Raw genomic sequence first — 21,490 nt, forward strand, 5'->3', positions numbered from 1 at the left:
TCAGCGGGAAAGGGTGGACAAAGTCATGCGGGCGTCGGCGACATACGGCTCGGTGCCGACTTCGCCGACAATCATGGGGTTGATGTCGAGTTCCGCGATCTGCGGGTAATCGGTGGCCAGCTGGCTGATGCGTTGCAGCGCGCTGGCGATGGCCTCCAAATCCACGGGCGCCTGGCCGCGCGCGCCCTTGAGCAGCGCGTAACTCCGCGTGCCCTTGAGCATCTGCATCGCCTCATCCTGCGTGATGGGCGCCAGGTAGAACGTCACGTCCTTCATCACCTCGACGAAAATGCCGCCGAGGCCGAACATGAGCATCGGACCGAACTGCGGGTCGCGCGTCATGCCGAGAATCACCTCGCGGCCCCGGGTGCCCATCTTCTCGATGAACCCGCCGCGGATGTAGGCATTGGGCGCACGCCGCTGGATGCGGAGCATCATCAGTTCGAAGGCGTCGCGCACCTGCTCGGCGTTGGCGAGGTTGATGCGCACGCCGCCAAAATCCGATTTGTGAATGATGTCCGGCGAGCTGATCTTCAGCACGACCGGATAACCGATGCGTTCCGCCGCGGCCACGGCTTCATCCGCCGTCGCGGCCAGATGGCTGTCGAGCACCTTGAAATCGTAGGCGCGGAGAATTTCCTTCGCCTCCACTTCGCCGACCTGCGTGATGCCGGCGCGCGTCTGCCATTGAATGACGCGATCCACGCGGCGGCGGTTCACGCTGAAGCGCGTGACCACGCGCGCGGGCCGGCGCCGCCACGCGGCGTAATCGCACATGGCCTTGAGCGCCGCCACGGCGCGATCCGGCGAGGGATAGCTCGGAATGCCCACGTCCATGAGAAAATCACGCGCGCCTTCAACTTCCTTGCCGCCCATGAACGCGCAGAGCAGCGGCTTCTTCTTGTTGTGTGTCGCGTGCAGGCGTTGCGCGAGTTCGAGCGGTTTGGTCATGTTCTGCGGCGTCACCACGATGACCATTGCGTCCACGTTCGGGTCTTCCTGGATCTGCTCCAGCGACTTGATGTAGCGATCCGGCTCGGCGTCGCCGATGACGTCAATCGGATTGCCCACCGCCGCCGCCGCGGGCAGGAACGAACGCAGCTTCGCCTGCGTCTCCGGCGAGGGCGGCGTCATGCGCAGGCCGAGCAGCTCCGCCGCGTCGGCCGCCATGATGCCAGGGCCGCCGGCGTTGGTGATGATGGCCACGCGCTCGCCGTGCGGAATCGGCTGCGTGGCGAACGCGAGCGCATAGTCGAACAGGGCTTCGAAGCTTTCCGCGCGAATCACGCCGCTGCGCTTGAAGGCCGCCCAATAGGCCATGTCCGCGCCCGCCAGACTGCCGGTGTGCGACGAGGCCGCCTTGGCGCCCGCCTGGGTGACGCCGACCTTCAGCACGACGACGGGCTTCACCTTGGCGATTTCCTCGGCCACGTCCATGAAGGCGTCGCCTTCCGTGATGCTCTCCAGGTAGGCGGCAACCACGTTGGTTTCCGGATCGCTCTGGAACGCCGTGAGAAAATCCACCTCGTTCAAATCCGCCTTGTTGCCGAAGCTGACCACCTTGCTCAGGCCGAGCTTCACGCTGGCGGCCCAGTCGAGGATGCCCACGCACAGGGCGCCAGATTGCGAGATGACGGAAATCCTGCCCGCCGGCGGCCAGGATGGCGCGAAGGACGCGTTCAAATTGGCGTGCAGATTGACCACGCCCAGACAGTTCGGTCCGATGAAACGCACGCCGCCCTCGCGCGCGGCCTGCACCACCTGCCGCTCCAGTTCCAGACCGGCGGCGCTGGTTTCCTTGAAGCCGGCGGAAATGATGATGGCGGCCTTGACGCCGGCGTGCCCGCACTCGCGAATGACGCCCGCCACCGTCGCGGCGGGCGTGATGATGACGGCGAGATCGCATTTCTCGGGCACGGCGCCAATGCTGGGATAGGCCTGCAATCCCAGGATGCTGGGCCGCTTGGGGTTCACCGGAAAGACCCCGCCCGGAAATTTGATGCGCTGGAGGTTCTCGACCACGGTGCGTCCGACGGCGCCGGGCGTTTCAGTCGCGCCGATCACGGCGATGTTTCTGGGCGTGAAGATCGCCTCGAAATCCCGGCCGTCAGGCGCAGGTTTGGCTCCGGAATTGGCAGTGGCAGTGTGCATCATGGTTTCGTCCAAAAAGAGCGGTCACAACCGGTTAACAGGGAAGCATCGCGGGGGGATTCCCAGGATTGGGGAAATTCGCCGGCGCACTTCCGGCCGCTGCGGGCAACGTGTCAAACCTCCGCACGCCGCTCTTCCCCGTGCTTGGCAAAAGTTCTCCGTTTTTTGCCGCCGCCAGGCAAACCCATGGTGCGTCTCAAATGCCGAGCACCTTGGCGCGATACTCCGTGGGCGACTGGCCGAGCACCTTCTTGAACACGCGGTTGAAATGCGTGAGCGACTGGAAGCCGACTTCGAACGCAATTTCACTGACGCGCAGATTTGGATTGAGCAGCAGGTTCTTCGATTTCTCGATCCGCACGCGCGACAGGTAGTCGGTGAAATTGATGCCCGTGGCCTTCTTGAACATCTTGCAAAAGTAAAACGTGCTCGTGTTCACCGCCTTCGCCACCTGGCCGAGCGTGAGGTCCTCGGTCTGATGTTCGTTGATGAACTCCTTGGCGCGGCGGATGACCGGCGGCTCGGAATTTTCCTGCTGCACGACGAGCTGGTTGCTCAGGATGGAGAGATGCTGCGCAAAGATGCTGAGCAGTTTGACCACGGACTCGTGCTGCCGCGATGAAACAACGCGCGTGCCGAAGAAGGCTTCGCGGAGTTCCGCCGGGCTGACTTCAAGGCCCCATTCCTTGGTCAGGCCCAGCACCTTCTTGAACTGCGCCTCGGTTGGACGTCGGCGGAACACCTGGCCCGTCTGGAGAAACCCCACCACCTTGTCGCCCAGGCGCACCGGCACCGCCGTGTCGCACATGCCGACCTCGCACGCCACGGTGGCCGGCTCCTGCGTTGCGGCGTCCAGCAGCTTTTCCTGAACCTGCAGGCACACCGCGCACGATTTGCTTTTCTCGGCCACCATCGCGCAAAACGGGCTTTCGCCCCGCTTCCCGTGATGCGGCAGCTGCCACGACTCGACGGGACGCAACGCCACCGGCAAGCCTGTGGCCTCGGTGAACGCGCGTTCGTAATCCTGGTAAATTTTGGAGGTCACCAACGCATCGATCAGCGTGCGGTGATTGTTCTCCACTGAAGGAGCCGACACCGGGTCTCCCATCCGCGCCCGACGCTTGGAGCGCTCCGGGGCGGTTTTGACCACCGGCGCGCTAACCGGAGATTCAGCTTGCAGGACACCGCCAGCACCGCTGCCGTTCGTTTCGCCCCTGACAAAACTTGTTGGCATGAACGCAAATTAGGCGAAAGCCCCAACTCTCTCAAGTGGCAACTAGGTCAACATCGAAAGAATTAGCCCAAGTTCAAACGTGTGTTAACCAGCACGACTGAAACCGCCAATTACGGATTTAATATAATGGCCATTAACACTTTACGAAGCGCACCCGGCACAGATGCCTGGGCATGGGGATAATATCAAATGCCTGTTTAACAATTCTAACTTTGAATTGGATTTAGGTTCTCGTCCAAGGGCCTCATTTTCGGCATCAACAAGTGAACGACTCCCAAAAGTATCATGTAGGCCGAACCGGAAACTAGAAAAGCAAAGAAGTAACCACTTGGACCGCTTGAAGCTAAGACTTCGCCCAACGTGAAATTGGCAATGATCGAAGCAACTGCGCCAACCATACCGCCAATGCCGGTCACTGATGCTATCGCCTTCTTCGGAAACACGTCCGAAACAAGAGTGAAGATGTTGGCCGACCACGCTTGATGACTTCCGGCAGCCAAAGCAATAAGCAAGACAGCAATCCAGTAAAGGTTATCGGATCGGGCGCTCGAGATCAGCGCCGATTCCATCTTGCCTACACGAGCCTTGCCAATCGCCGAAGACAGCGCTTCCAAGAAGGCCTCCTGAGAAGAGTATACTTTACCATGCAAAGCGTGAACAGCTCCTGATATGTCTGCTGGCAGCGCTTTCTCACCACGAGAAATAAAATCATCAGTCACTTCAAATCGACCAGCTGCCAGCTCCAGCAACACCGTTTGGTTGGAGGCAAGACCAGTCGCACCCAAAACCTCTGCGGCGGCGCCCGTAAACTCCTTGGCCGATTTGAAGCTCTTTTTGTCGAGCGAGTGCATTGCGGCTTGTATTTCAGCAGGCACGCTTTGTTCGACTTTTCTTTGCACCGGACGGCCATCAACAGTTTCGATATGTTCCGTCGTGAATTTGGCAGTTTGAAGCCGTTCAAAAAACCGTGCATCGACATTAAACTTCGTGCCCAACTGCGTGCTGAACATGACCGGCAAGATGCACAAGGCGCAAATAAAAAGGGTCGTTTTGCGTGCCCGACTTACCGCCCAACCGCGCTTGATAAAGTGCGAGGATAACCAACCTCCACCCACGCTGCCAATGTCAGCAAGCAGGTAAATGGTGATCAATGGCAAGGCGAGACTCTTAATATTCAGCCCGAACTGGTCATACAAAAACTTCCCCCCCCAAAACAAATAGAACCACCACACTGCGTCAGTGATCTTCGCACATGCGAATGCCCAAGTTTGGCGGTGAGGCAGCAGTTTTGCCCAAGATATCTTTTTGCCAGTCGTCTTGGTTTCAGAATCGCTGTTAATGTAGGCAAGTTCCGCCGCAGAAAGGTGCTTGTGTCGCTCCGGTGCTTGGTAAGCCTTAAGCCAAATTATGACCCATAACGCGCTAAAAAAGCCGGTCGTCAAGAACGCGTATTGCCAATGAGTGCCATCGGGCCAGACGATCAGAGGGATTACCAATGGAGCGAGAATGGCCCCCACATTGGAGCCGGCATTGAAGATTCCCGTGGCCAAAGCTCGCTCTTTTTTGGGAAACCATTCGCCCACGGATTTGATCGCCGCCGGAAAGTTGCCCGATTCACCCAGTCCAAGACCAAACCGAGCCACGCAAAACCCTAACAAACCAAACACCGGACGAATGGCCGCGTGCAGCATCCCAAAGATACTCCAAGCCGCAATGGAAAGTGTGTAACCAATCTTCGTGCCGAGTTTGTCGATCAGCGCCCCTATGGTCAGCATTCCAAGAGCGTAGGCGACCATGAAGGAAATGTTTATCAACGCATAGTCTTTGTCTGTCCAATTGAAGACTTTGTATTGCAAGGTAGGCGCGAGCACTCCGAGAATGCTGCGATCCATGTAGTTGATGGTTGTGGCAAAAAACAGCAATGCACAAATGCGCCAGCGGTATTTTCCAATTGGTGTTGATTGTTCAGCGTGCAAGCCAGCCTCCGTCGATGTTCAGGATCGTGCCGTTCAAATAGTCGGCTTCCGGGGAGCTCAGGAAGACGATGCCGCCCGCGATGTCGGCGGGCGATCCCCAACGGCCCTCGGGGATGCGGTCTTGAATGGCCTTGTTGCGCACGGGATCTTCGCGCAACGCCCTGGTGTTCTCGGTCGCAATGTAGCCGGGCGCCACGGCGTTCACGTTGATGCGTTCCCGGGCCCATTCGTTGGCAAGCGCCTTGGTCACACCCGCGATGCCGTGCTTGCTCGCCGCGTAGGCGGGCACGGTGATGCCGCCCTGGAATGACAACAGCGACGCGACGTTCACGATCTTCAGCCGCGCGTCCGCCGGGGATTTTTCCCGCCCCCCCGTGACCCACCACTTCGCCACCGCTTGCGACAAAAAGAAGGGCGCATTCAGATTGGTGCGGAGGACGTCATTCCAGTCGGCTTCGGAAAAATCCACCGCCGGCGCGCGGCGGATGATGCCGGCGTTGTTCACCAGACCGTCCACGCGACCGGCCTGCGCCAGCACCTGCGCGACGAGCGCCCTGGCTTCAGCCTGCGTGCCCTGGCCGAGGTCCGCATTCAGCGCGATGAATTTGCCGCCGGTGCCGGTCACGGCCGCGCCGGTCGCCGCCAGATCGCTGCGGGCCACGCCAACCACGGTGGCGCCAGCCCGGCCAAACGCCTCGCAAATTGCCTGCCCGATGCCCCGGCTGGCGCCGGTCACCACGATGACTTTGCCTTCGAAACGTGCCATAGAAATTAAAATGCGGGGCGCTCACCACCGCCCGCCTGCACAAACGCCGTCCACGCCGCAGTCGTTTACCGCAAGTCGAGCGGCCTGATGCCATCCATGTCGTCGAACCGCTGGTTCTCGCCGGCCATGCCCCAGATGAACTTGTAGTTCCCCTGCCCGCAGCCGCTGTGGATGGACCACGCCGGGGAAAGCACCGCCTCCTCGTTGTGCATGAACAGGTGCCGCGTCCCGGCGGCCTCGCCCATGAAATGCGCAAGCACGCGTTCGCCAAGGTCAAAGTAGAAATACACCTCCGTCCGGCGGTTGTGGGTGTGCGGCGGGAAAGTGTTCCACACGCAGCCTTCCGCGAGCGCCGTGTAACCCATCACCAACTGGCAGCTCTTGATCCCGTTCTCATGGATGTATTGGCGGATGACGCGCTGATTGGCCGCGGCCGTCGTGCCAAGCGGAATGGTGTTCGCCTGCTCCGGCGTGACGGCGATCGTCGGATGCGCCGCGTGCGCGGGGCAGCTCAGGATGAAATATTTTGCCGGATTTTTCGCGTCCTTGCTCGCGAACTGCACGTCCCTGGCGCCCATGCCCACGTAAATGCAACCCTCGGATTCCACCGTGAGCGGTTTTCCATCCACCGTCACCACGCCGGGTCCGCCGGTGTTGATGGCCCCGAGTTCGCGGCGTTCAAGGAAAAAGGCACGGCCGGTTTCCTTGTGATTGAGCAACGCCAACGATGCGCCGACAGGCACCGCCCCGCCCACGGCAAAGCGGTCGAGATCGGTGAATTGCACCCGGAGTTCGCCCGGTGCGTAAAGGCCCGTGAGCAAAAAAGCGTCGCGCAGTTCAGCCGTGGTCATGCGCGCCACATCCTGGGGACGCGGCAGGCGGCGAATGGCATCATTGATCATGATGTGCAGCCTAATCAACCCGGCAAGCTCGGGTCAACGGATGCTTTGTGCATTCTCCCTGACGAAAACTGCACCGCAATGACGAGCCGCTGGCAATCCTCAAGCGCCACCGTTCGCTGGCGGCGGCTTCATTTCGAGTTGGGCAGCGCGTGGTCGGGTTTGATGTCGTCCCCCGCCCAAATGCGCTTCTGCGTCCACGGCGCCGCGGGTGCAGTCCAAAACGCATCGTCGGCCGGCAGGCCCAAATCGGCCAGGCCCGCAAGACACAAATAGAGGCTGCCCGTCGAGATGTAGCCTTCGCGAATGGAAGGCTGATGCCCGACCGCGCCGACCTGCAACCAGCCCTGGGCGTTGAACGTGCCGGGCGCCTCCACCATCCGCCGCACGACCGCCGTCAGCGCGGAACGCACCGCACCAGCATCCATATTTTGGGGCAGTTCATGTCGCAGCGCCATGGTCGAGAGGAGTTGAAACGCCCCGAAACGATACGCACTCGAACGGCCCATTACGGGAAACGTGCCCTCGGGCGAAATCAACCGTTCCTGCACCGCGGCGTAACGTTCCGCCCGGGCCCGCACCTTGGGCAGCAGCGCGCCCAGCGGATGCTGCTTTTCGGCGCACACACTCACGACCTCGAGCAGCATCGGCTGGATGACGTAACTATTGTAGTAATCCCAGTGAAATTCCGGACCGTCACCGTAGGTGCCATCGCCCAGATACCAGTCCATGTGCCGGCCCACGGCGTATTCGATGGGTTTCAACTCGCATTCGCCAGTGAACTTCCACAGTGCCGTCTCCACCATCGCGGAAAAGAGCAGCCAGTTGCTTTCGTAGGGCTTGATGACCCGCGTGGCCTTCAGCGCGGCAATGACGTTGGTTTGCTGGGCCGCACTCAACCGGGCCCAGATTTGCGTTGGCGAACGCAACAACCCGTGCGCGAGAAACGCCGCGTCCACGAGCGGCTGGCCGTCGTGATTGAAGTTCATGTAGTCCGGCGAATGCGGATCGGTGGCGTTGGCCAGGGCGCGAACCGTCAGGTCGATGAAGCGCGCCCGCGTTTTTCCCTCCGGCGTTTCGTCCGGCCCCAGTTCGAGCCACGGCGCAATGCCGACGAACGTGCGGCCGAACGCTTCGAGCGGCGCGTAATTCGTGCGGCTCAACTCCCATTCATGCACGGGCAGCCGTTCGCGGAGCCGGCCGTCCGCCAGCGCCGTCAACACTGGTTCGGCCGTCCGCGTCAGCACCGCCACCGTGTAGGCGCGATCCGCGGCCCCGGCGGATTCCTGATCCGCCCGCGCCATGGAACCGGTCAACGTGGCCAGGGCAAAAACGATGGCGAAAAGGCGGGGCGCAGCATTCATGTGTGCGCCGATTCAACCACATTCCTGCGCCACGGCAATCCCGGCCTGCGCCCACAGCCCCGCCCGTCGCCGCGCAAGCGGGTTTGGAACGTTTTTTCGATTGAATCAAACAACGGCCATCGCCATCTATGGCCCCATGCGAAATCTCCTGCCCGGTCTCGTGTTGTGCGTCGCCGCCGGCTGCGCCGCGCGTTCGCCCATGAACGCCATGCTCAAACGCACCGATGTGCTGACAATCATGGAAAGTGTGGCGGACTGGCAGCTCGCCAATCCCGGCAAGCACCCGGCCGACGACTGGACGCAGGGTGCGCTCTACACGGGCATCATGGCGCTCGACGGGATTTCCCCCAGCCCGCGGTTCCGGGAGGCGATGCGGCGGATGGGTGAAAGCAACGAATGGAAACTCGGTGCGCGCACGTATCATGCCGACGACCAGTGCGTGGGCCAGACCTACGTCGAACTCTGGCAGCGCTACCACGACGACCGGATGATCGCGCCCATGCGCGCGCAGTTTGACGAAATCCTCGCCCACCCGCGGAACCTTCCGACGCTCGAATTCAAGCAAAAGGGCGTGCAGGATCTCTGGTCGTGGTGCGACTCACTGTTCATGGCGCCGCCCGCGTGGGTGCGGCTTGCCGCCGCCACCCATGACGAACGTTACCTGAATTTTGCCGTCACGAACTGGTGGCGCACCTCGGATTACCTTTACGACCCCGGCGCGCATCTGTTCTTCCGGGACAGCACCTACTTTACAAAACGCGAGGCCAACGGCGCGAAGGTCTTCTGGAGCCGCGGCAACGGCTGGGTGATGGGCGGACTGGTCCGCGTGCTGGAATACCTGCCAAAGAATCATCCGGACCGCCCGCGGTTTGAACGGCAGTTCAAGGAAATGGCGGCGAAGATTCTCACCTGTCAGCAACCCGATGGTCTCTGGCGCGCCAGCCTGCTCGATCCCCAAAGCTACCCGCTCAAGGAAACCAGCGGCTCGGGCTTTTACACCTACGCGCTCGCCTGGGGCATCAACCACGGGTTGCTTGACCGCGCCACCTACGAACCCGCCGTGCTCAAGGCGTGGCTGGCGTTGGTGAACTGCGTCTCGCCCGAAGGCAAGCTCACGCACGTGCAGCCCATCGGGGCCGACCCGCGCCATTTCCCGGCGGACGCGACCGAAGTTTACGGCGTCGGCGCGTTTCTGCTGGCCGGCAGTGAAGTTTACCGGCTGGCGGAATGATCCACATCCCGGCCGGGGGTGTTTCCGGATCAAAACAATTCAAGCTCGTTGATCGTTGGGCCCTCGGACGCATCGAGAATGTTCAAACGGAATTCCTGCGCCTTGACCGGCGCGAATGTCCGTTGGAAGGCCCGGCCCAATTGGGCCGTCGTGAAAATGGTTTTCCACGCGCCACCGTCGCGATACTGAAATTCGCATTGCTGCACCCGGCCGGCGAACGCTTCGTTGATGCGCACACCGCGCACCATCCGCGGCTCCTTGAAGGCCACCGCAATCCAGGCCTGCCGGGTGCCGCCATCCGTGGCCCAGCGGGTTCCGGCGTCACGGTCGAACGCGCGTTCAGGACCATAATCCGCCTCGTCGTGCTGGAACACATTCGAGGCGGTGACCTTGAAGCTCAAGGGAACGGCCACCGCCGGCAAATCCATTGCCGAACCGGCCAAAACCAGTTTCACCACGGTATCGATGCGGTCCCGCATCATCGCGGGCACGAAAAGCTCGAGGCCTGCCGGGCTTTGCCGGAAACGGATGGGACGCCCGTCCAGCAGTGACGCGGATTGAATCGTTTGCCCGATGTCCGGCAGCGCAACAGTGTCGCCATCGGCGCGCAGGACGTGCACGTAAACAAGATTGTCCCGCCGCGTGCTGACGACGCCGGCCGCGGGTTTCCAAGGTCCACCGCGCGTGCCGTAGATGCTTTCACCATTTTTCTGCAACCACGCGCCGATTTCCCGGAGCAGGCCGGCTTGCGCTGGATCAATTACTCCGTCCGGGCGCGGGCCCACGTTGAGCAGCATGTTGCCGTCGCCGCCGGCACAACGAATCAACATGTCGAGGCACGCGGAAACCGGCTTCACGCCATCGGCCGGCCCGCCCCAGGCCCATTGATTGTGCGCCGAAACGGTCATGCAGGATTCCCACGGACGGTCGAACTGATATTTGCCGATGCGTTGCTCGGGCGTGTCGTAATCGCCGCCATCGCCCGTGCGGTCGTTGATGAGAATGTCCGGCTGCAACTGCCGCGCCAGCTTGATGGTGGCGGCGCCCCGTCCCTCGAACCGTTGCGGCACGTCGTTCCAAATCGTGATCAACGGCCCGTAATTGACGATGAGTTCCCGGACCTGCGCGAGCAGGTAGCGGTTATACGCGTCGAGATCGCTCTTCTCCCGCTTCACGCTTCCCCCCGGACTGGTCAACGGAAAATCCGGGTGATGCCAGTCGCACGTCGAGTAGTAGGCGCCGAACGCGATGCCCTGCCGTTTGCAGGCCGCGGCGAGTTCCTTCACCACGTCCCGGTGGAAAGGGGTGTTCATGATGTTGTAATCGGTTTCCTTCGTGTCCCAGAGGCAGAAGCCATCATGATGTTTCGTGGTGAGCACGATGTATTTCATGCCGGCCGCCCTGGCGATACTGACCCATGCGTCGGCGTTGAAGTTCGAAGGATTAAACCGCTGGTAGAGGTGGTCGTAATCCGCCACGGAAATTGCGTCGCCGCGCGACCAGCCAATTTCCTTTCCGGTGAGACTGACCGGCCCCCAATGAATAAACATGCCAAAGCGGAGCGAACGCCAATGAGCAACCGCCTCCGGCGACGCGGCCGGCCATTGCGCAGCCGCCGCGGCGGGCTTCACCGGAACCGGTTCCGCCTTGAGCTCAGCCGTTGCGCCCACGGCCAGGCACCACGCCAGCACACCGACCACCAGAAAGGATTTCATGGCCGCAGGATGGCAGACCAGGCCGGGCGCGTCTTGCAATATCCTGCGGCGAAGATTATTGAACATCGATGCGCCGCCCGCCCATCTACCGCACGCGCCATACCCGCTACGAGATCGACCGTTGCGAGCCGCAAAGGCAGGCGATCCAGAACGGCAAAATCCATTTCCACGCGTTGACCAAGGGGCACTACCCCGGCACGCCGGTGCCGCACAACATCCTGCCGGGACTGAGCAGCATTGGTTTCTGGAACGCTGGCGGAAGCCCGGATTGGGGGCTGGACGAGCATCGCAACGAGGGCATCGAAATCATGTTCCTCGAAACCGGCACCACGGCATTCATGGCGGATCAGAAAAAATTCACGCTGCGCGCCGGGCAGTTCACCATCACGCGGCCCTGGCAACTGCACAAGCTGGGCGCCCCGAACATCGGACCCGGCCGTTTGCACTGGCTGATTCTGGACGTCGGCGTGCGCCGCCCCAACCAGGAATGGGTCTGGCCCAAATGGGTGGTGCTGACCAGGGCGGACCTGGGCGAACTGACGCGCAAATTGCGGCACAACGAAAACCCGGTCTGGCATTCAACGCCCGCCATCGCCCGGTCGTTCCGCGAACTGGCGCGCACCGTGACTGGCTGGAACCAGCCGCGCGCCGTTTCCCATCTGGCCACGTATCTCAATCAACTGCTCATCGGCATTCTCGACGCCCTGATGGAGCAGCAGAAGCACGAGAGTGAACAGCTCACATCACGACGCCGCGTGGTGGACCTGTTCCTGCGCGATCTGGAAAACAACCGCGTCAACGTCGGCGAACCGTGGCCGCTGGACCGCATGGCCGCGCATTGCGGCATGGGCGTGACCGCCTTTTCGAAATACTGCCGGGAACTGGTAAACGCCGGGCCGGTGGAGTTCCTCAATCAGTGCCGGCTCGAACGCGCCGCGCGCCAGTTGCGCAGTCAAACCGGGCTGTCCATCACGAAAATCGCCCTCGCGAACGGCTTCAACTCCAGCCAGTATTTTGCGACCGCCTTCAGCAACCGCTTCCATTCCAGCCCGACCGATTATCGACGAAAAAATGGCGCGCTGCAAAACCGCCATGCGGACCGCGACGCAACTCGCACCTAAGCCAGCCACCCGCCCGTGCCCGCCTCGTTAAAACCGCCCGGCCCGGTTGGTTCGCCCACGCTCCGGCTCTGCCCGGCGTTGGCGGGTGGCGGACCCGTGCGGAATTCACGGTGCCGGATCTTGCCACCGTCGTCGGCAATGACGCCTCCGGCCACCAAACTGCCCACGGCCAGCAGCGCCACGATGATCCCCGCCGCGCGCAAATAGCGCGGCCATTTCCATCCCGTCACCAGCGCAACCACGCCGGCGGCGGCCGTCGCGTAGTAAAGAAACATCCACCGGTCGGCGAGACGCACATGTTCCTTCAAATAGGCCTGCCCGTCGTCATCAGCCATGGCCAGCACGCGGTCGTAGCCGCGTTCACCATATTCCGCGACGGGCCAGACGGAAACCGCCGTCAACGTCACCAGCGACAGGGCGAGCAGCAGCGCGGCCCGCCGGTTGAAGATCAATGCAGCCACCAGCCCGAGCAGCGCCACCAACAGGCCCGTAATCGGCAGATGATTGAGCAGCACATGCACGTATTCCGGCTGCTCAAGGGCCTTGAAAAAGGAGTTCATAAAAAAAGCCGGCCGCCACCGGGGTCTTCTCAGCCCAGACCCCGGGTGGCGGCGGTGAAACGGCGAATTACTTTTGAATCTCGGCGTTTTCGATCAGCTTCATGCCGTTTCGCTCAACCACCTTGCCCTTGACGGTGATGGTTTTCGCGGCATACGCGGCGAGTTGGTCATTCATCGGCTTGTGGTCGCCCACAACGAGATACAGCTGGTTGTCCGCGGTCAAAAGGCCGACCGGGCCGCCGGATTTGATGCAGGTCTCGGCACAGCCCGCATGTTTGTCTCCTTTGGCGCCGTGATCGAGGTAGCACATCAGGTCCACGACTTCGCCTTTGATGGTTTCGGTCGCCGCGCGCGCGGCCGGCACCGCCACCAGGCCCAGGAACGCGGCCGCCAGCAGGGAGGTTTGCAACAATTTGAATTTTTTCATGGTCATGCTTTGTGTTTCGAATTGAATTAACGGATCAGGCGCCAGTATAGCGCATCTAATCCAAACGTTCAAACATCCTTCGCCGCAAACCGCAAAACTCAGTCGTCATCATCGTCATCGGTGCGCACCAGCACGAAGCCGGCCCGCACGGGTGCCGGCATCGGGTGATCCGCACCCTTCACCGAACGCCAGATGACTTCGTTGAACTTGAGATCGTCGTTGGCGTCTTCGCGGGCGAAGTTGAATTTTTCCCGTGCGCCCCACGCGGCCAGACTGTTGGTGGCGTGCAAATCCACCGTGGCCGGCAGCGCCTCATAGGGACGCGTGTCCGCCGCGGCGTGGAATGCGTTGAACATCGGTGTCGCCGCCGCATCGAATTGCGTCATCGGCTGCAACCCGAGAATCAGCTCCATCGTGCGCAGCATGCTGGAGGTTGAATACAGCGTCGAATCCGTGCCGCGGCCGCGCGTGTAGGGGCTGATCGCCAGCGCCACCGTGCGATGCGCGTCCACGTGATCAGGGCCGTTTTGCGCGTCGTCCTCGACGACAAAAATCGCCGTGCTCGGCCAGAATTTGGAGCGGCTGACCGCTTCCACCACCCGGCCCAGTGCCGCGTCGTTGTCGGCGACGTAGGCGGTGGGTGTCAACGTGCCGGCCGTCACGCCGTGCGTGTGATCATTGGGCAGGCGCACGATTTGGAGCTGCGGCATTTCCCCTTCCGCTTCGAACCGGTGCAATTCACTGATGAAGCGGTCGGCGCGTTTTGCGTCGGGATAATTGAGATCAAAGCTGCGGAACCACGGATCGAAGTGGCCTCCCAACGCCTTCACGCGGCTCGTGGCCGGCTCCTTGGTGGAGCGGGCGTTCTGCACAAACTCGCCATAGCTGCGGTAGCTCACCCCGGCGGCGTGGGCGCGATCCCACAGGTAACCGCTGGCCGGCGCCGCGATGGGAAAGACGCCCTCGCTCGGATAGGGAAACTTGGACTGCTTGTGGCCGTAGTTCAGCGGCCAGGTTTTCTCGACAAAATCCGTCGCGTAGGCGGCCATGCTCCACTCGTGGCCGTCGGCGCTGACTTCGCCTTCCGCGTAAAAATTGTCCAGCAGCACGAAGTCGCGGGCGAGCCGGTGATGGTTCGGGGTGACGCGCTCGGGAAAGAGGCACAGCGTCGCGTCACCGTTGCCCTCCGCCATGTCGCCAAAAACCTGATCGTAGGTGCGGTTTTCCTTGATGATGTAAATGCAGTGCGTGATCGGACCGGGGTCACCGGGCTTTGCCGGAATCGGATTGCCGGCCGGGCGCGCCGCGCTGACGGCGGCATCGGCCCGCAGCGGCGTGCATTGCAACACCGTCGCGGTCCACGCGGCCATCTGCGTTGCGAGCTGTTTGCGGGACGGCAGGTCGATCACACTCAACGTGCCGCGAAACAACTTGGCGATGTATTCCTCGTTGGAACGGCCGGGCGCCGGTTGCGGCCCGTGCGGATTGGCGCTGGCCACGTTGCCCTTGCCGTTGGTAACGAGGAGCCGCCGGCCATCGGGCGTCACGCGCACCGACGTGGGATACCAGCCGACCGGGATGAAACCGAGCGCGCGGCTTTTGCCGGGCTGCGCAACGTCGAACACACCGACAGCATTGATGTTCGCGTTGGCCACGAACAACAACTCCTCATCCGGCGAAAGCGCGAGGCTGTTCGGCGTGGCGCCGCGCGGCGAGGCTGGGAACAGCGTGGCCCAGATGGTCTCCGCCGGGCGGCCGGTGCGCGTGTCGAGGACCGTGACCGTGTTGTCGTTGGCGTTGGCCACGAACAGGAATTTACCATCGCGGCGCAACGCCATTTCGCACGGATGCTCGCCCACCGGCCAATGCGCCACGACCCGTTCGGACTTCAAATCCACCACGGCGACGCCCGCCGCGCCCCACAAGCTCACATACAAACGACCGTGCTTTTCATCCAATGCGCAGGCATATGGAAACACGGCGTCCGGATTTTTGGCCAGCGCCGCGGCCTTCGCGCGCTTGGTGGCGGCGGCCGTGTCGAAGTCCGGTTCCGGTGCGGGCAGACCAACGGCCGTGGCCTGTTGATTGGTGGTCAGCCGGATGTTGCGGACCGATTTGTCACCCAGATTCACGCGTGACACTTCGTCGCCCCATACATTGGCCGCGAACAAGGTCCGCCCTGCGGCATCAATCGCCAGACCCGCGGGCACGCCGCGCTCTTCGACGGTTCGCAGGGCGAAGCGCTGGCGGTGCGTGAGCTCACCATCCGCAAACGAAAACGCCAGCACCGTCTCGCGGCTGGCCCCGCTGCAATAGAGCATTTTACCGTCGCGGCTGAACGTGAGGCCGTAGAACGCCTCGGGCAGACGCGTGTGTGACACGACTTTTTGGGCCGCGAGATCCACCACCAGCACCTCGTGCGCGCTGTAGCCACAATGCAGGATGGCAGCGAATTTTCCCGCCGGATGCACCGCGATGTTCACGGGAAAATCCGCCAGTTCAATCTGTTCACCCGCCGGCCGGAGCGACCATTGATTCGGCAGCAGCATGGAACCATCGGGCCGCGGGCCGGGCCGCAACACGGGTTCCGCGGCGAAACCGCGCGGGCCGACGACGCCCAGAAAAGCAGCCAGACCCAACGTGGTAAGAACCGGACAAAGGCGGAATCGCATGTTCATGGTGCGGACAGGCAGACGGCGGATTCAGTTCGCATGTTCATTTCGTGAGGGCATGGGATCGTGCGCGGCGATTCCCGCGGGGATGCCAGCGGCCGTTGCCTTCCTCCAGATAACGCACACCGTTCAATTCGGTAAAGGTCAGATGTTGCTCCCAGATGCCGCCCGGCAGTTCGCTGCGCGCGTCGTCCCCATGAACCACACCTTGAAGCACCCTGACTTTGTCCTCCAAAATTAAATACCGTTGCTCCCATCCCGTCCGATGAGGAGCAACCCCCAGCACCTCGACTGCCGTGCGCTTGGAAACGGTGGGGCGTTAAAGTTTGCTGTTCCTTGAAGTGCTGCGCGGCGGTAGGGAAAGCGAAACGGTCCCTATGAGCCAGAGACGGGAGGAAAAGAAAAAAATTTCCCGCGAACCGGTGACGCGCCTCACGCCGTCAGTGCCGCGTCCCAATCCTTCCACACCGGTTCGTAGCCCAGCCGGCGGATGACCTCCGCCACTTCGTGGGAGGGACGCTCATCCGCGATGTTGAACTGGCCCGTGGCCGCGGTCGCGCTGCCCTTGGCCGGCGCCCATTCGCTCGCGCCCGTCTCCACAATGCGCCCGCGCACGGTCTGATGGATGTGTTCCTTGCCAGCCCCGGTGTAACCGCCCGGTTCGGTGTGACTGCCCGCGCTCGCCAGCGTGATGCCGAGCGGAAACAACCCGTCGCGCAGCTTCGGTGATTCACGCGTCGAAAGCACCAGGCCCACGTCCGGAAACATGAGGCGGAACGCGCAGACCAGTTGCACGAGGTCGCGGTCCGTCATGTGCGTGAGCGGCTGGAACTCGCCCGCGCAGGGCCGCAGGCGCGGCAGCGAAATGGTGTAATAGGCCTTCCAGCAATGGCGCAGCAGATGGGCACAATGCGCCGCCACCGCGAGCGCCTCGTAACGCCAGTCGGCCAGACCATAAAGCGCCCCCAAACCAATGCGGCGGAAGCCGGCGGCGTAGGCGCGTTCCGGTGTCTCCACGCGCCAGTCGAAATTCTTCTTCGGTCCCGCCGTGTGCATCTCGTCGTAAATCGTGCGGTCGTAGGTTTCCTGATACACGACCAGCCCGTCCGCGCCCGCCTGCACCAGCGGCACATATTCGTGCGTCTCCATCGGACCGACTTCGAGCGATACGCTGGGCACGTCGGCATGCAACGCCGCCACACAATCGCGCAGGTAATGGTTCGAAACGAACTTCGGGTGCTCGCCCGCCACGAGCAGCACGTTGCGGAAGCCCTGCGCCTTGATCGCCACCGCCTCACGCCGCACCTCATCGAGGGTGAGCGTCACGCGCAAAATCGGATTGTCGCGCGAGAAGCCGCAGTATTTGCAGTTGTTGATGCATTCGTTGGAAAGGTAAAGCGGTGCGAAGAGGCGGATGACCTTGCCGAAACGTTGTTGCGTGAGCGCCTGGGAACGGCGGCTCATGGGCTCCAACAGTTCGCCCGCCGCCGGCGAAATCAGTTGCGCGAAATCCGCCAGCGTGAGGCTGGCTTTGGCGATGGCCGCTTGCGCGGCCTCCCGGCGGGTCGTTTGGGAACGGCGGGCCAGCTCGGCGAGCGGCAGCGAATTGAATTCAGCAACAAAACTCACAGCCCCATCCTAGCAAACGGCGGCCGGAAGTCCAAATCGTCCGCACCCGCACCGGGCGCGGACGGCCATATTTGCACCGACTGGCGTGGGTGGCTGTGCAGATTGTTGGCTGATGTTTTCATGTGCGGACCTTCCCCCATTGGCGCCAACCCAGCCCAAGCAGACCGAGGGCAAGCAAACTCAACGCGCTGGGCTCGGGAACAGCGGAGGGCGAGAAGTAAATATTGTCCAACAAGACCTGTTGCCGGGTGCTTCCCTGCCGGGTAACGGAAAAGAGCAATTCTCCAGTTTGGTTCGCAAACATGGAAACATCCCCGCCGTAAAGCGTGTAGCCAGAGGAGGCCCCCAAAGCAGTGACTTGTATTTCCTGACCGGCGAATGTCACCTGCGGCACGCCGAAGCCCGCAACAAAAAACACCGACATTGCATCAGAAGGAATCATTCCTGTTTGGCCGATTCCCGCGCTCAATGAGGAACCAGAAGGCACTCCGATGGTGGCCGATTGCAAATATACTGAGTAGCTTCCTTGAATTATTGAAAAGCCAGAAGCAGGGTCTTCGAGGATGACTGCAGCCGCATCAAGCGCGAAACTGTTATAGTATACTCCGGTCTGCGGATTGCCCCCAAGATATGCCGTCCATCCTGGCAGCGCGTTGGATGCTGGAACAAATCCGCCGGGGCTAGGAACTAGCGGCGGAATTACGGATTCAAAATCTAAATTCACAAACCCTTGGGCAAGTGAAACATGTTGCCACCAAATAATGAGGGTTGCCGCAATGATAATGAGTTTTGAATTCTTCATGGTCTCAGTCATAGATTGTGGCTAACGGGTCACAAATGGGTCTCCCACAGCTTGAAAGTAGATGGTGAGCCTCGATTCCCATGCTGCGATTGGGAATCGCTTTCCCAAGCCCCAAAGGCCAAAAAATCTGGCAGCGTCATTCACATTGGAAAGTGTGGGTTCTTGAACATGTCCCACTGCGCCGATCGGCGTGTTAACGTAGTTTGTTCCGCCAAAGGCGTTGCTTGAAAACCAGTCTAGGTAGTCTCCAGAGTTCGGATTGCCGACTCCATTTTCAGATTCGTAGGTTTCAATCAACCACCAGCCACTATCACCCTCCCAGCGCACCGTGTTATTCGTGGCGTATCCGGAACCCAATGAACTGTGATAGCCCCAACTCACATAACCAGCCACGTTCATAGCGTTCGTGATGTGCGGTGGCAGCGGAGGCCCCATGATAGTGGGATCAACCCCTTGGACATAGGCGACGGACAGATTGGTCAGATTCATCGCCTGGATAGACACGACTGCATTCGACATTTTAAGAACGTTTCCAGGATTATTCGTGTAGCTGTAGTCCACGACATTGTCGAACAGCAGGTTCGTATTCGCATACCCGCCCTTGCTCGCGCTGATGATGAGCTGGCCCGGAGAATAATTCGTGCCGAAGTTTTGCAGCTTGTCAATGTAAGCGCGGCAGGCGTTGGTGTCGCCCATGTGAATGTGAGTAATGAAGGGTTGGAATCCAGGCATGGACTGGCGAAGGAGGTAACTGGCGCTGCCGAGGTCGGTCATGTTTTCCAACCGCGCCGGCACGCCCAGAAACATCACCATGTATTGCGGGCGCTTCGTCGGATTGGCCGCCAGCCAGTTCAATACGGGCGTCAGCAGTTGATTGGTAAAATCGCCATTCGGAATTACCGGATTGGTCGTGCAATTTAATCCCAGCACATTCGCGCCGCTCACCATTGGCCGATGCGCAAGATAATAATCCTTCACAAAGATGCTGTCCGCCGAGTTGGTGTTGTAGATCAACAGCAGGTCCTTGCTCACGTCCACCGGGTATTGCACCAGTGGCGAGAAGACCGCCGCCAAGGTATGGTTACCGCCTGCTGCCAGCAGCTTCACGTTGGTCAAAAGCGCGGGCGCGGTGCCCTGGCCATCACTGTCATCTCCCCAACTCACCACCATGCCGTCATTCCTCAGCGCCACACTGTGCCGCCAGCCCGCCGCAATCGCCATCGCATTCGTCAGGTCGCTTGGCGGTGTGCACTGGCCGTCGTTGCCGTAGCCCCAGCCCACCACGGTGCCATCCGATTTGAGCGCGAGGCTGTGCATTCCGCCGGCGGCAATCGCGATCACGTTGCTCAAGCCGGCGGGCACGTTCGTCTGCCCCACGTCGTTCCAGCCCCACGCCACCACCGTCCCGTCCGCCATCAACGCCAGATTGTGCTGCGTCCCGGCGGAGATCGCGATCAGGCTTGCACGCATGCCGAAAAGCTAACTCGTCGGTCCTGAAAAATGGTTTTAAGATGTGGCTGACAATGGCCGTGTCTGGCTGATGGCAAGGAGGTGGATCCACTGAAGCCAAAAAAGAGCGGCCGCCCGGAGCCACTTCTTCAAGTTCCACGCTGCCGCAGCCAGCAGCAGGTTCACCTGGTCGCCCACGAACCCCTTCAAGAAGCACCGCATCAGCCGATACTGGTGTTTCAAGTGGCTGATCACCGGCTCAATCGCCGCCCGGCGACGAAACCGTGCCCGCATTTTCGCGCTCACCGCTTTGCTCTGTCCTGGCTTGGGTTGGCCGGGCAGCAACACTTCGGTCCCATCCACTTCCTTTCGTCCTCGATACCCACGATCCACAATCGCCTTGGCCGGTTGTTGTCCAGTGATCGTCTGGGTTTGTTGCAACGCCGGCCGCAGCGCGTCCCCATCGTAAAGATTCTCGGCATGGGCCACCGCGCCCACGATCACTCCCGCACGCTTGGTCATCACCACCGAGGCCTTGCTCCCAAACTCATACTTCTTGTGCTCTTTGCCCTTGGACAGGCAATACACCTGCGGCTCGTGCAACGAGTAAATCTTGTTCCGGTCGGAGGGTTGCTGACGCAACACCCGCCGATACAACGCAAAGTTCTCCCGTTGTCCTTCCGTCACCTCCGCCGGCAGTTTGCGCTCCAGTTCCCGGATCAAGCGTCCGGCAATGACTTTCATTTTTCGTAACGCCCGGTGCGCCGCCTTGCGCTGCTTGGGATCGCGCCGCCAGCGCTGGGCCATCACGCCCTGCCGCACCGCCTTGCGGTAACGCCGCCGCAACTTCACGCCGTTCCGATCGGCCAGCTTCCAGCAGCGGCGGATGATCTTGTGCGTGAGCTTGGTGTCCGTGGGATGGGTGATGTTCTTCTCCTGCACCGTGGTGTCCACCACCACTTCCTTTTCCTGCGCCCCCGGGCCATGCAATTGCACGCTGGCTTGCAGCAGGCGTTGCACCCCGGCTTCGCCGATGCGTTGGCGGAAGTAAACCAGGTCACTGGGATCACAAGGCACCTGCCACTGAAACTCGTTCATCCCGCAGAAGTATTGCCAGTAAGGGTTCTGCACCCAGGCGGCCACCACCGTTTCGTCGCCCTGGTTGAACAGTTGCTTGAGCAACAGCAGCCCCACCATCAGGCGCACCGGTTTGGCCGGACGACCTTCCGCGCTGTAATACTTTCCGAACGCCTGCTCGAACTCGGCCCAGGGAAACTGCTCGGCCAGTTGCTTGAGGGGCTGGCGCGGATCCAGTTGTTCGCCCAGCGTGGGCATCAGAAAGGAAGTTTGGTGCGTCCCGGAAGGCTTGGCTTGCATCGCTCCTTTCGACCGGATTTCACGCACCCAATTCAATTTTCCGGTCGAAATCTTTCACCCTCTGCTCGCCTCGTCCTCACACCCGCTCCCACATGACAGGTTCTTCAGGACCGACTA

General features: G+C 61.3%; 17 protein-coding genes. 2 read left to right on the forward strand and 15 right to left on the reverse strand.

Annotated features, from left to right (window positions below; translation table 11 throughout):
* The 6 genes from VFV96_14325 to VFV96_14350 form a co-directional block, all read right to left on the reverse strand.
* On the reverse strand, positions 1 to 2,154 hold the full coding sequence (locus VFV96_14325; protein ID HEU5071576.1) for an acetate--CoA ligase family protein: 2,154 nt from the start codon (positions 2,152 to 2,154) through the stop codon (positions 1 to 3).
* Positions 2,155 to 2,347: 193 nt separating this feature from the next.
* Positions 2,348 to 3,385, reverse strand: a complete 1,038-nt coding sequence (locus tag VFV96_14330; protein ID HEU5071577.1) for a helix-turn-helix domain-containing protein — start codon at positions 3,383 to 3,385, stop codon at positions 2,348 to 2,350.
* Positions 3,386 to 3,591: 206 nt separating this feature from the next.
* Positions 3,592 to 5,361, reverse strand: coding sequence for an MFS transporter (locus VFV96_14335; protein HEU5071578.1), 1,770 nt, complete (start codon positions 5,359 to 5,361; stop codon positions 3,592 to 3,594).
* Positions 5,351 to 6,127 (reverse strand): SDR family NAD(P)-dependent oxidoreductase, encoded by a 777-nt coding sequence (locus VFV96_14340; GenBank protein ID HEU5071579.1) that lies wholly within the window; start codon positions 6,125 to 6,127, stop codon positions 5,351 to 5,353. Before VFV96_14340 ends, VFV96_14335 begins: the two co-directional genes overlap by 11 nt.
* A 65-nt stretch (positions 6,128 to 6,192) precedes the next feature.
* Positions 6,193 to 7,029 (reverse strand): 5-dehydro-4-deoxy-D-glucuronate isomerase, encoded by an 837-nt coding sequence (gene kduI, locus VFV96_14345; GenBank protein HEU5071580.1) that lies wholly within the window; start codon positions 7,027 to 7,029, stop codon positions 6,193 to 6,195.
* A gap of 128 nt (positions 7,030 to 7,157) precedes the next feature.
* Entirely contained in the window at positions 7,158 to 8,390 is a 1,233-nt protein-coding gene (locus VFV96_14350) for a DUF2264 domain-containing protein (protein ID HEU5071581.1), read from the reverse strand.
* Positions 8,391 to 8,526: 136 nt separating this feature from the next.
* Between VFV96_14350 and VFV96_14355 the strand changes: the two genes are divergently transcribed.
* Positions 8,527 to 9,621 (forward strand): glycoside hydrolase family 88 protein, encoded by a 1,095-nt coding sequence (locus VFV96_14355; GenBank protein ID HEU5071582.1) that lies wholly within the window; start codon positions 8,527 to 8,529, stop codon positions 9,619 to 9,621.
* Between the two features lie 29 nt (positions 9,622 to 9,650).
* On the opposite strand, the gene VFV96_14360 is transcribed toward VFV96_14355, so the two are convergent.
* Positions 9,651 to 11,336 carry an alpha-L-fucosidase gene (locus VFV96_14360; protein ID HEU5071583.1) on the reverse strand — a complete coding sequence of 562 codons (1,686 nt, stop codon included), beginning with the start codon at positions 11,334 to 11,336 and terminating at the stop codon, positions 9,651 to 9,653.
* 68 nt (positions 11,337 to 11,404) lie between these two features.
* Here VFV96_14360 and VFV96_14365 point away from each other — a divergent pair, with 68 nt between their 5' ends.
* The gene (locus tag VFV96_14365) at positions 11,405 to 12,457 is read left to right on the forward strand and encodes an AraC family transcriptional regulator (protein ID HEU5071584.1); all 1,053 of its coding nucleotides are present in this window, start codon (positions 11,405 to 11,407) and stop codon (positions 12,455 to 12,457) included.
* Here VFV96_14365 and VFV96_14370 read toward each other — a convergent pair.
* From VFV96_14370 to VFV96_14405, 8 genes are all read right to left on the reverse strand, one after another.
* A complete protein-coding gene (locus VFV96_14370; protein ID HEU5071585.1) occupies positions 12,454 to 13,017 on the reverse strand; it encodes a hypothetical protein in 564 nt (187 codons plus the stop codon). The genes VFV96_14365 and VFV96_14370 overlap by 4 nt on opposite strands.
* Before the next feature lie 67 nt (positions 13,018 to 13,084).
* Positions 13,085 to 13,444: a hypothetical protein gene (locus tag VFV96_14375; protein HEU5071586.1), complete on the reverse strand. Its 360-nt coding sequence runs from the start codon at positions 13,442 to 13,444 to the stop codon at positions 13,085 to 13,087.
* Between the two features lie 98 nt (positions 13,445 to 13,542).
* Complete coding sequence (locus VFV96_14380) at positions 13,543 to 16,116, reverse strand: SMP-30/gluconolactonase/LRE family protein (GenBank protein ID HEU5071587.1); 2,574 nt, start codon at positions 16,114 to 16,116, stop codon at positions 13,543 to 13,545.
* Between the two features lie 43 nt (positions 16,117 to 16,159).
* Positions 16,160 to 16,351 carry a hypothetical protein gene (locus VFV96_14385; GenBank protein HEU5071588.1) on the reverse strand — a complete coding sequence of 64 codons (192 nt, stop codon included), beginning with the start codon at positions 16,349 to 16,351 and terminating at the stop codon, positions 16,160 to 16,162.
* A 197-nt stretch (positions 16,352 to 16,548) separates the two neighbouring features.
* Entirely contained in the window at positions 16,549 to 17,745 is a 1,197-nt protein-coding gene (thiH, locus tag VFV96_14390; GenBank protein HEU5071589.1) for a 2-iminoacetate synthase ThiH, read from the reverse strand.
* 118 nt (positions 17,746 to 17,863) lie between these two features.
* Complete coding sequence (locus tag VFV96_14395; GenBank protein ID HEU5071590.1) at positions 17,864 to 18,547, reverse strand: PEP-CTERM sorting domain-containing protein; 684 nt, start codon at positions 18,545 to 18,547, stop codon at positions 17,864 to 17,866.
* A gap of 21 nt (positions 18,548 to 18,568) precedes the next feature.
* A complete protein-coding gene (locus VFV96_14400) occupies positions 18,569 to 20,017 on the reverse strand; it encodes a hypothetical protein (protein ID HEU5071591.1) in 1,449 nt (482 codons plus the stop codon).
* A gap of 36 nt (positions 20,018 to 20,053) precedes the next feature.
* Positions 20,054 to 21,331 (reverse strand): IS5 family transposase, encoded by a 1,278-nt coding sequence (locus tag VFV96_14405; GenBank protein ID HEU5071592.1) that lies wholly within the window; start codon positions 21,329 to 21,331, stop codon positions 20,054 to 20,056.
* Positions 21,332 to 21,490 lie beyond the last annotated feature (159 nt).

The organism is Verrucomicrobiia bacterium, assembly GCA_035765895.1.
Classification (GTDB): Bacteria; Verrucomicrobiota; Verrucomicrobiia; order Limisphaerales; family DSYF01; genus DSYF01.

Coding starts and splice junctions, on each gene's coding strand:
- VFV96_14325 (HEU5071576.1), bottom strand. CDS start 2,154: ATGATGCACACTGCCACTGCCAATTCCGGAGCCAAACCTGCGCCTGAC.
- VFV96_14330 (HEU5071577.1), bottom strand. CDS start 3,385: ATGCCAACAAGTTTTGTCAGGGGCGAAACGAACGGCAGCGGTGCTGGC.
- VFV96_14340 (HEU5071579.1), bottom strand. CDS start 6,127: ATGGCACGTTTCGAAGGCAAAGTCATCGTGGTGACCGGCGCCAGCCGG.
- kduI (HEU5071580.1), bottom strand. CDS start 7,029: ATGATCAATGATGCCATTCGCCGCCTGCCGCGTCCCCAGGATGTGGCG.
- VFV96_14350 (HEU5071581.1), bottom strand. CDS start 8,390: ATGAATGCTGCGCCCCGCCTTTTCGCCATCGTTTTTGCCCTGGCCACG.
- VFV96_14355 (HEU5071582.1), top strand. CDS start 8,527: ATGCGAAATCTCCTGCCCGGTCTCGTGTTGTGCGTCGCCGCCGGCTGC.
- VFV96_14360 (HEU5071583.1), bottom strand. CDS start 11,336: ATGAAATCCTTTCTGGTGGTCGGTGTGCTGGCGTGGTGCCTGGCCGTG.
- VFV96_14365 (HEU5071584.1), top strand. CDS start 11,405: ATGCGCCGCCCGCCCATCTACCGCACGCGCCATACCCGCTACGAGATC.
- VFV96_14370 (HEU5071585.1), bottom strand. CDS start 13,017: ATGAACTCCTTTTTCAAGGCCCTTGAGCAGCCGGAATACGTGCATGTG.
- VFV96_14375 (HEU5071586.1), bottom strand. CDS start 13,444: ATGAAAAAATTCAAATTGTTGCAAACCTCCCTGCTGGCGGCCGCGTTC.
- VFV96_14380 (HEU5071587.1), bottom strand. CDS start 16,116: ATGCGATTCCGCCTTTGTCCGGTTCTTACCACGTTGGGTCTGGCTGCT.
- VFV96_14395 (HEU5071590.1), bottom strand. CDS start 18,547: ATGAAGAATTCAAAACTCATTATCATTGCGGCAACCCTCATTATTTGG.
- VFV96_14400 (HEU5071591.1), bottom strand. CDS start 20,017: ATGCGTGCAAGCCTGATCGCGATCTCCGCCGGGACGCAGCACAATCTG.
- VFV96_14405 (HEU5071592.1), bottom strand. CDS start 21,331: ATGCCCACGCTGGGCGAACAACTGGATCCGCGCCAGCCCCTCAAGCAA.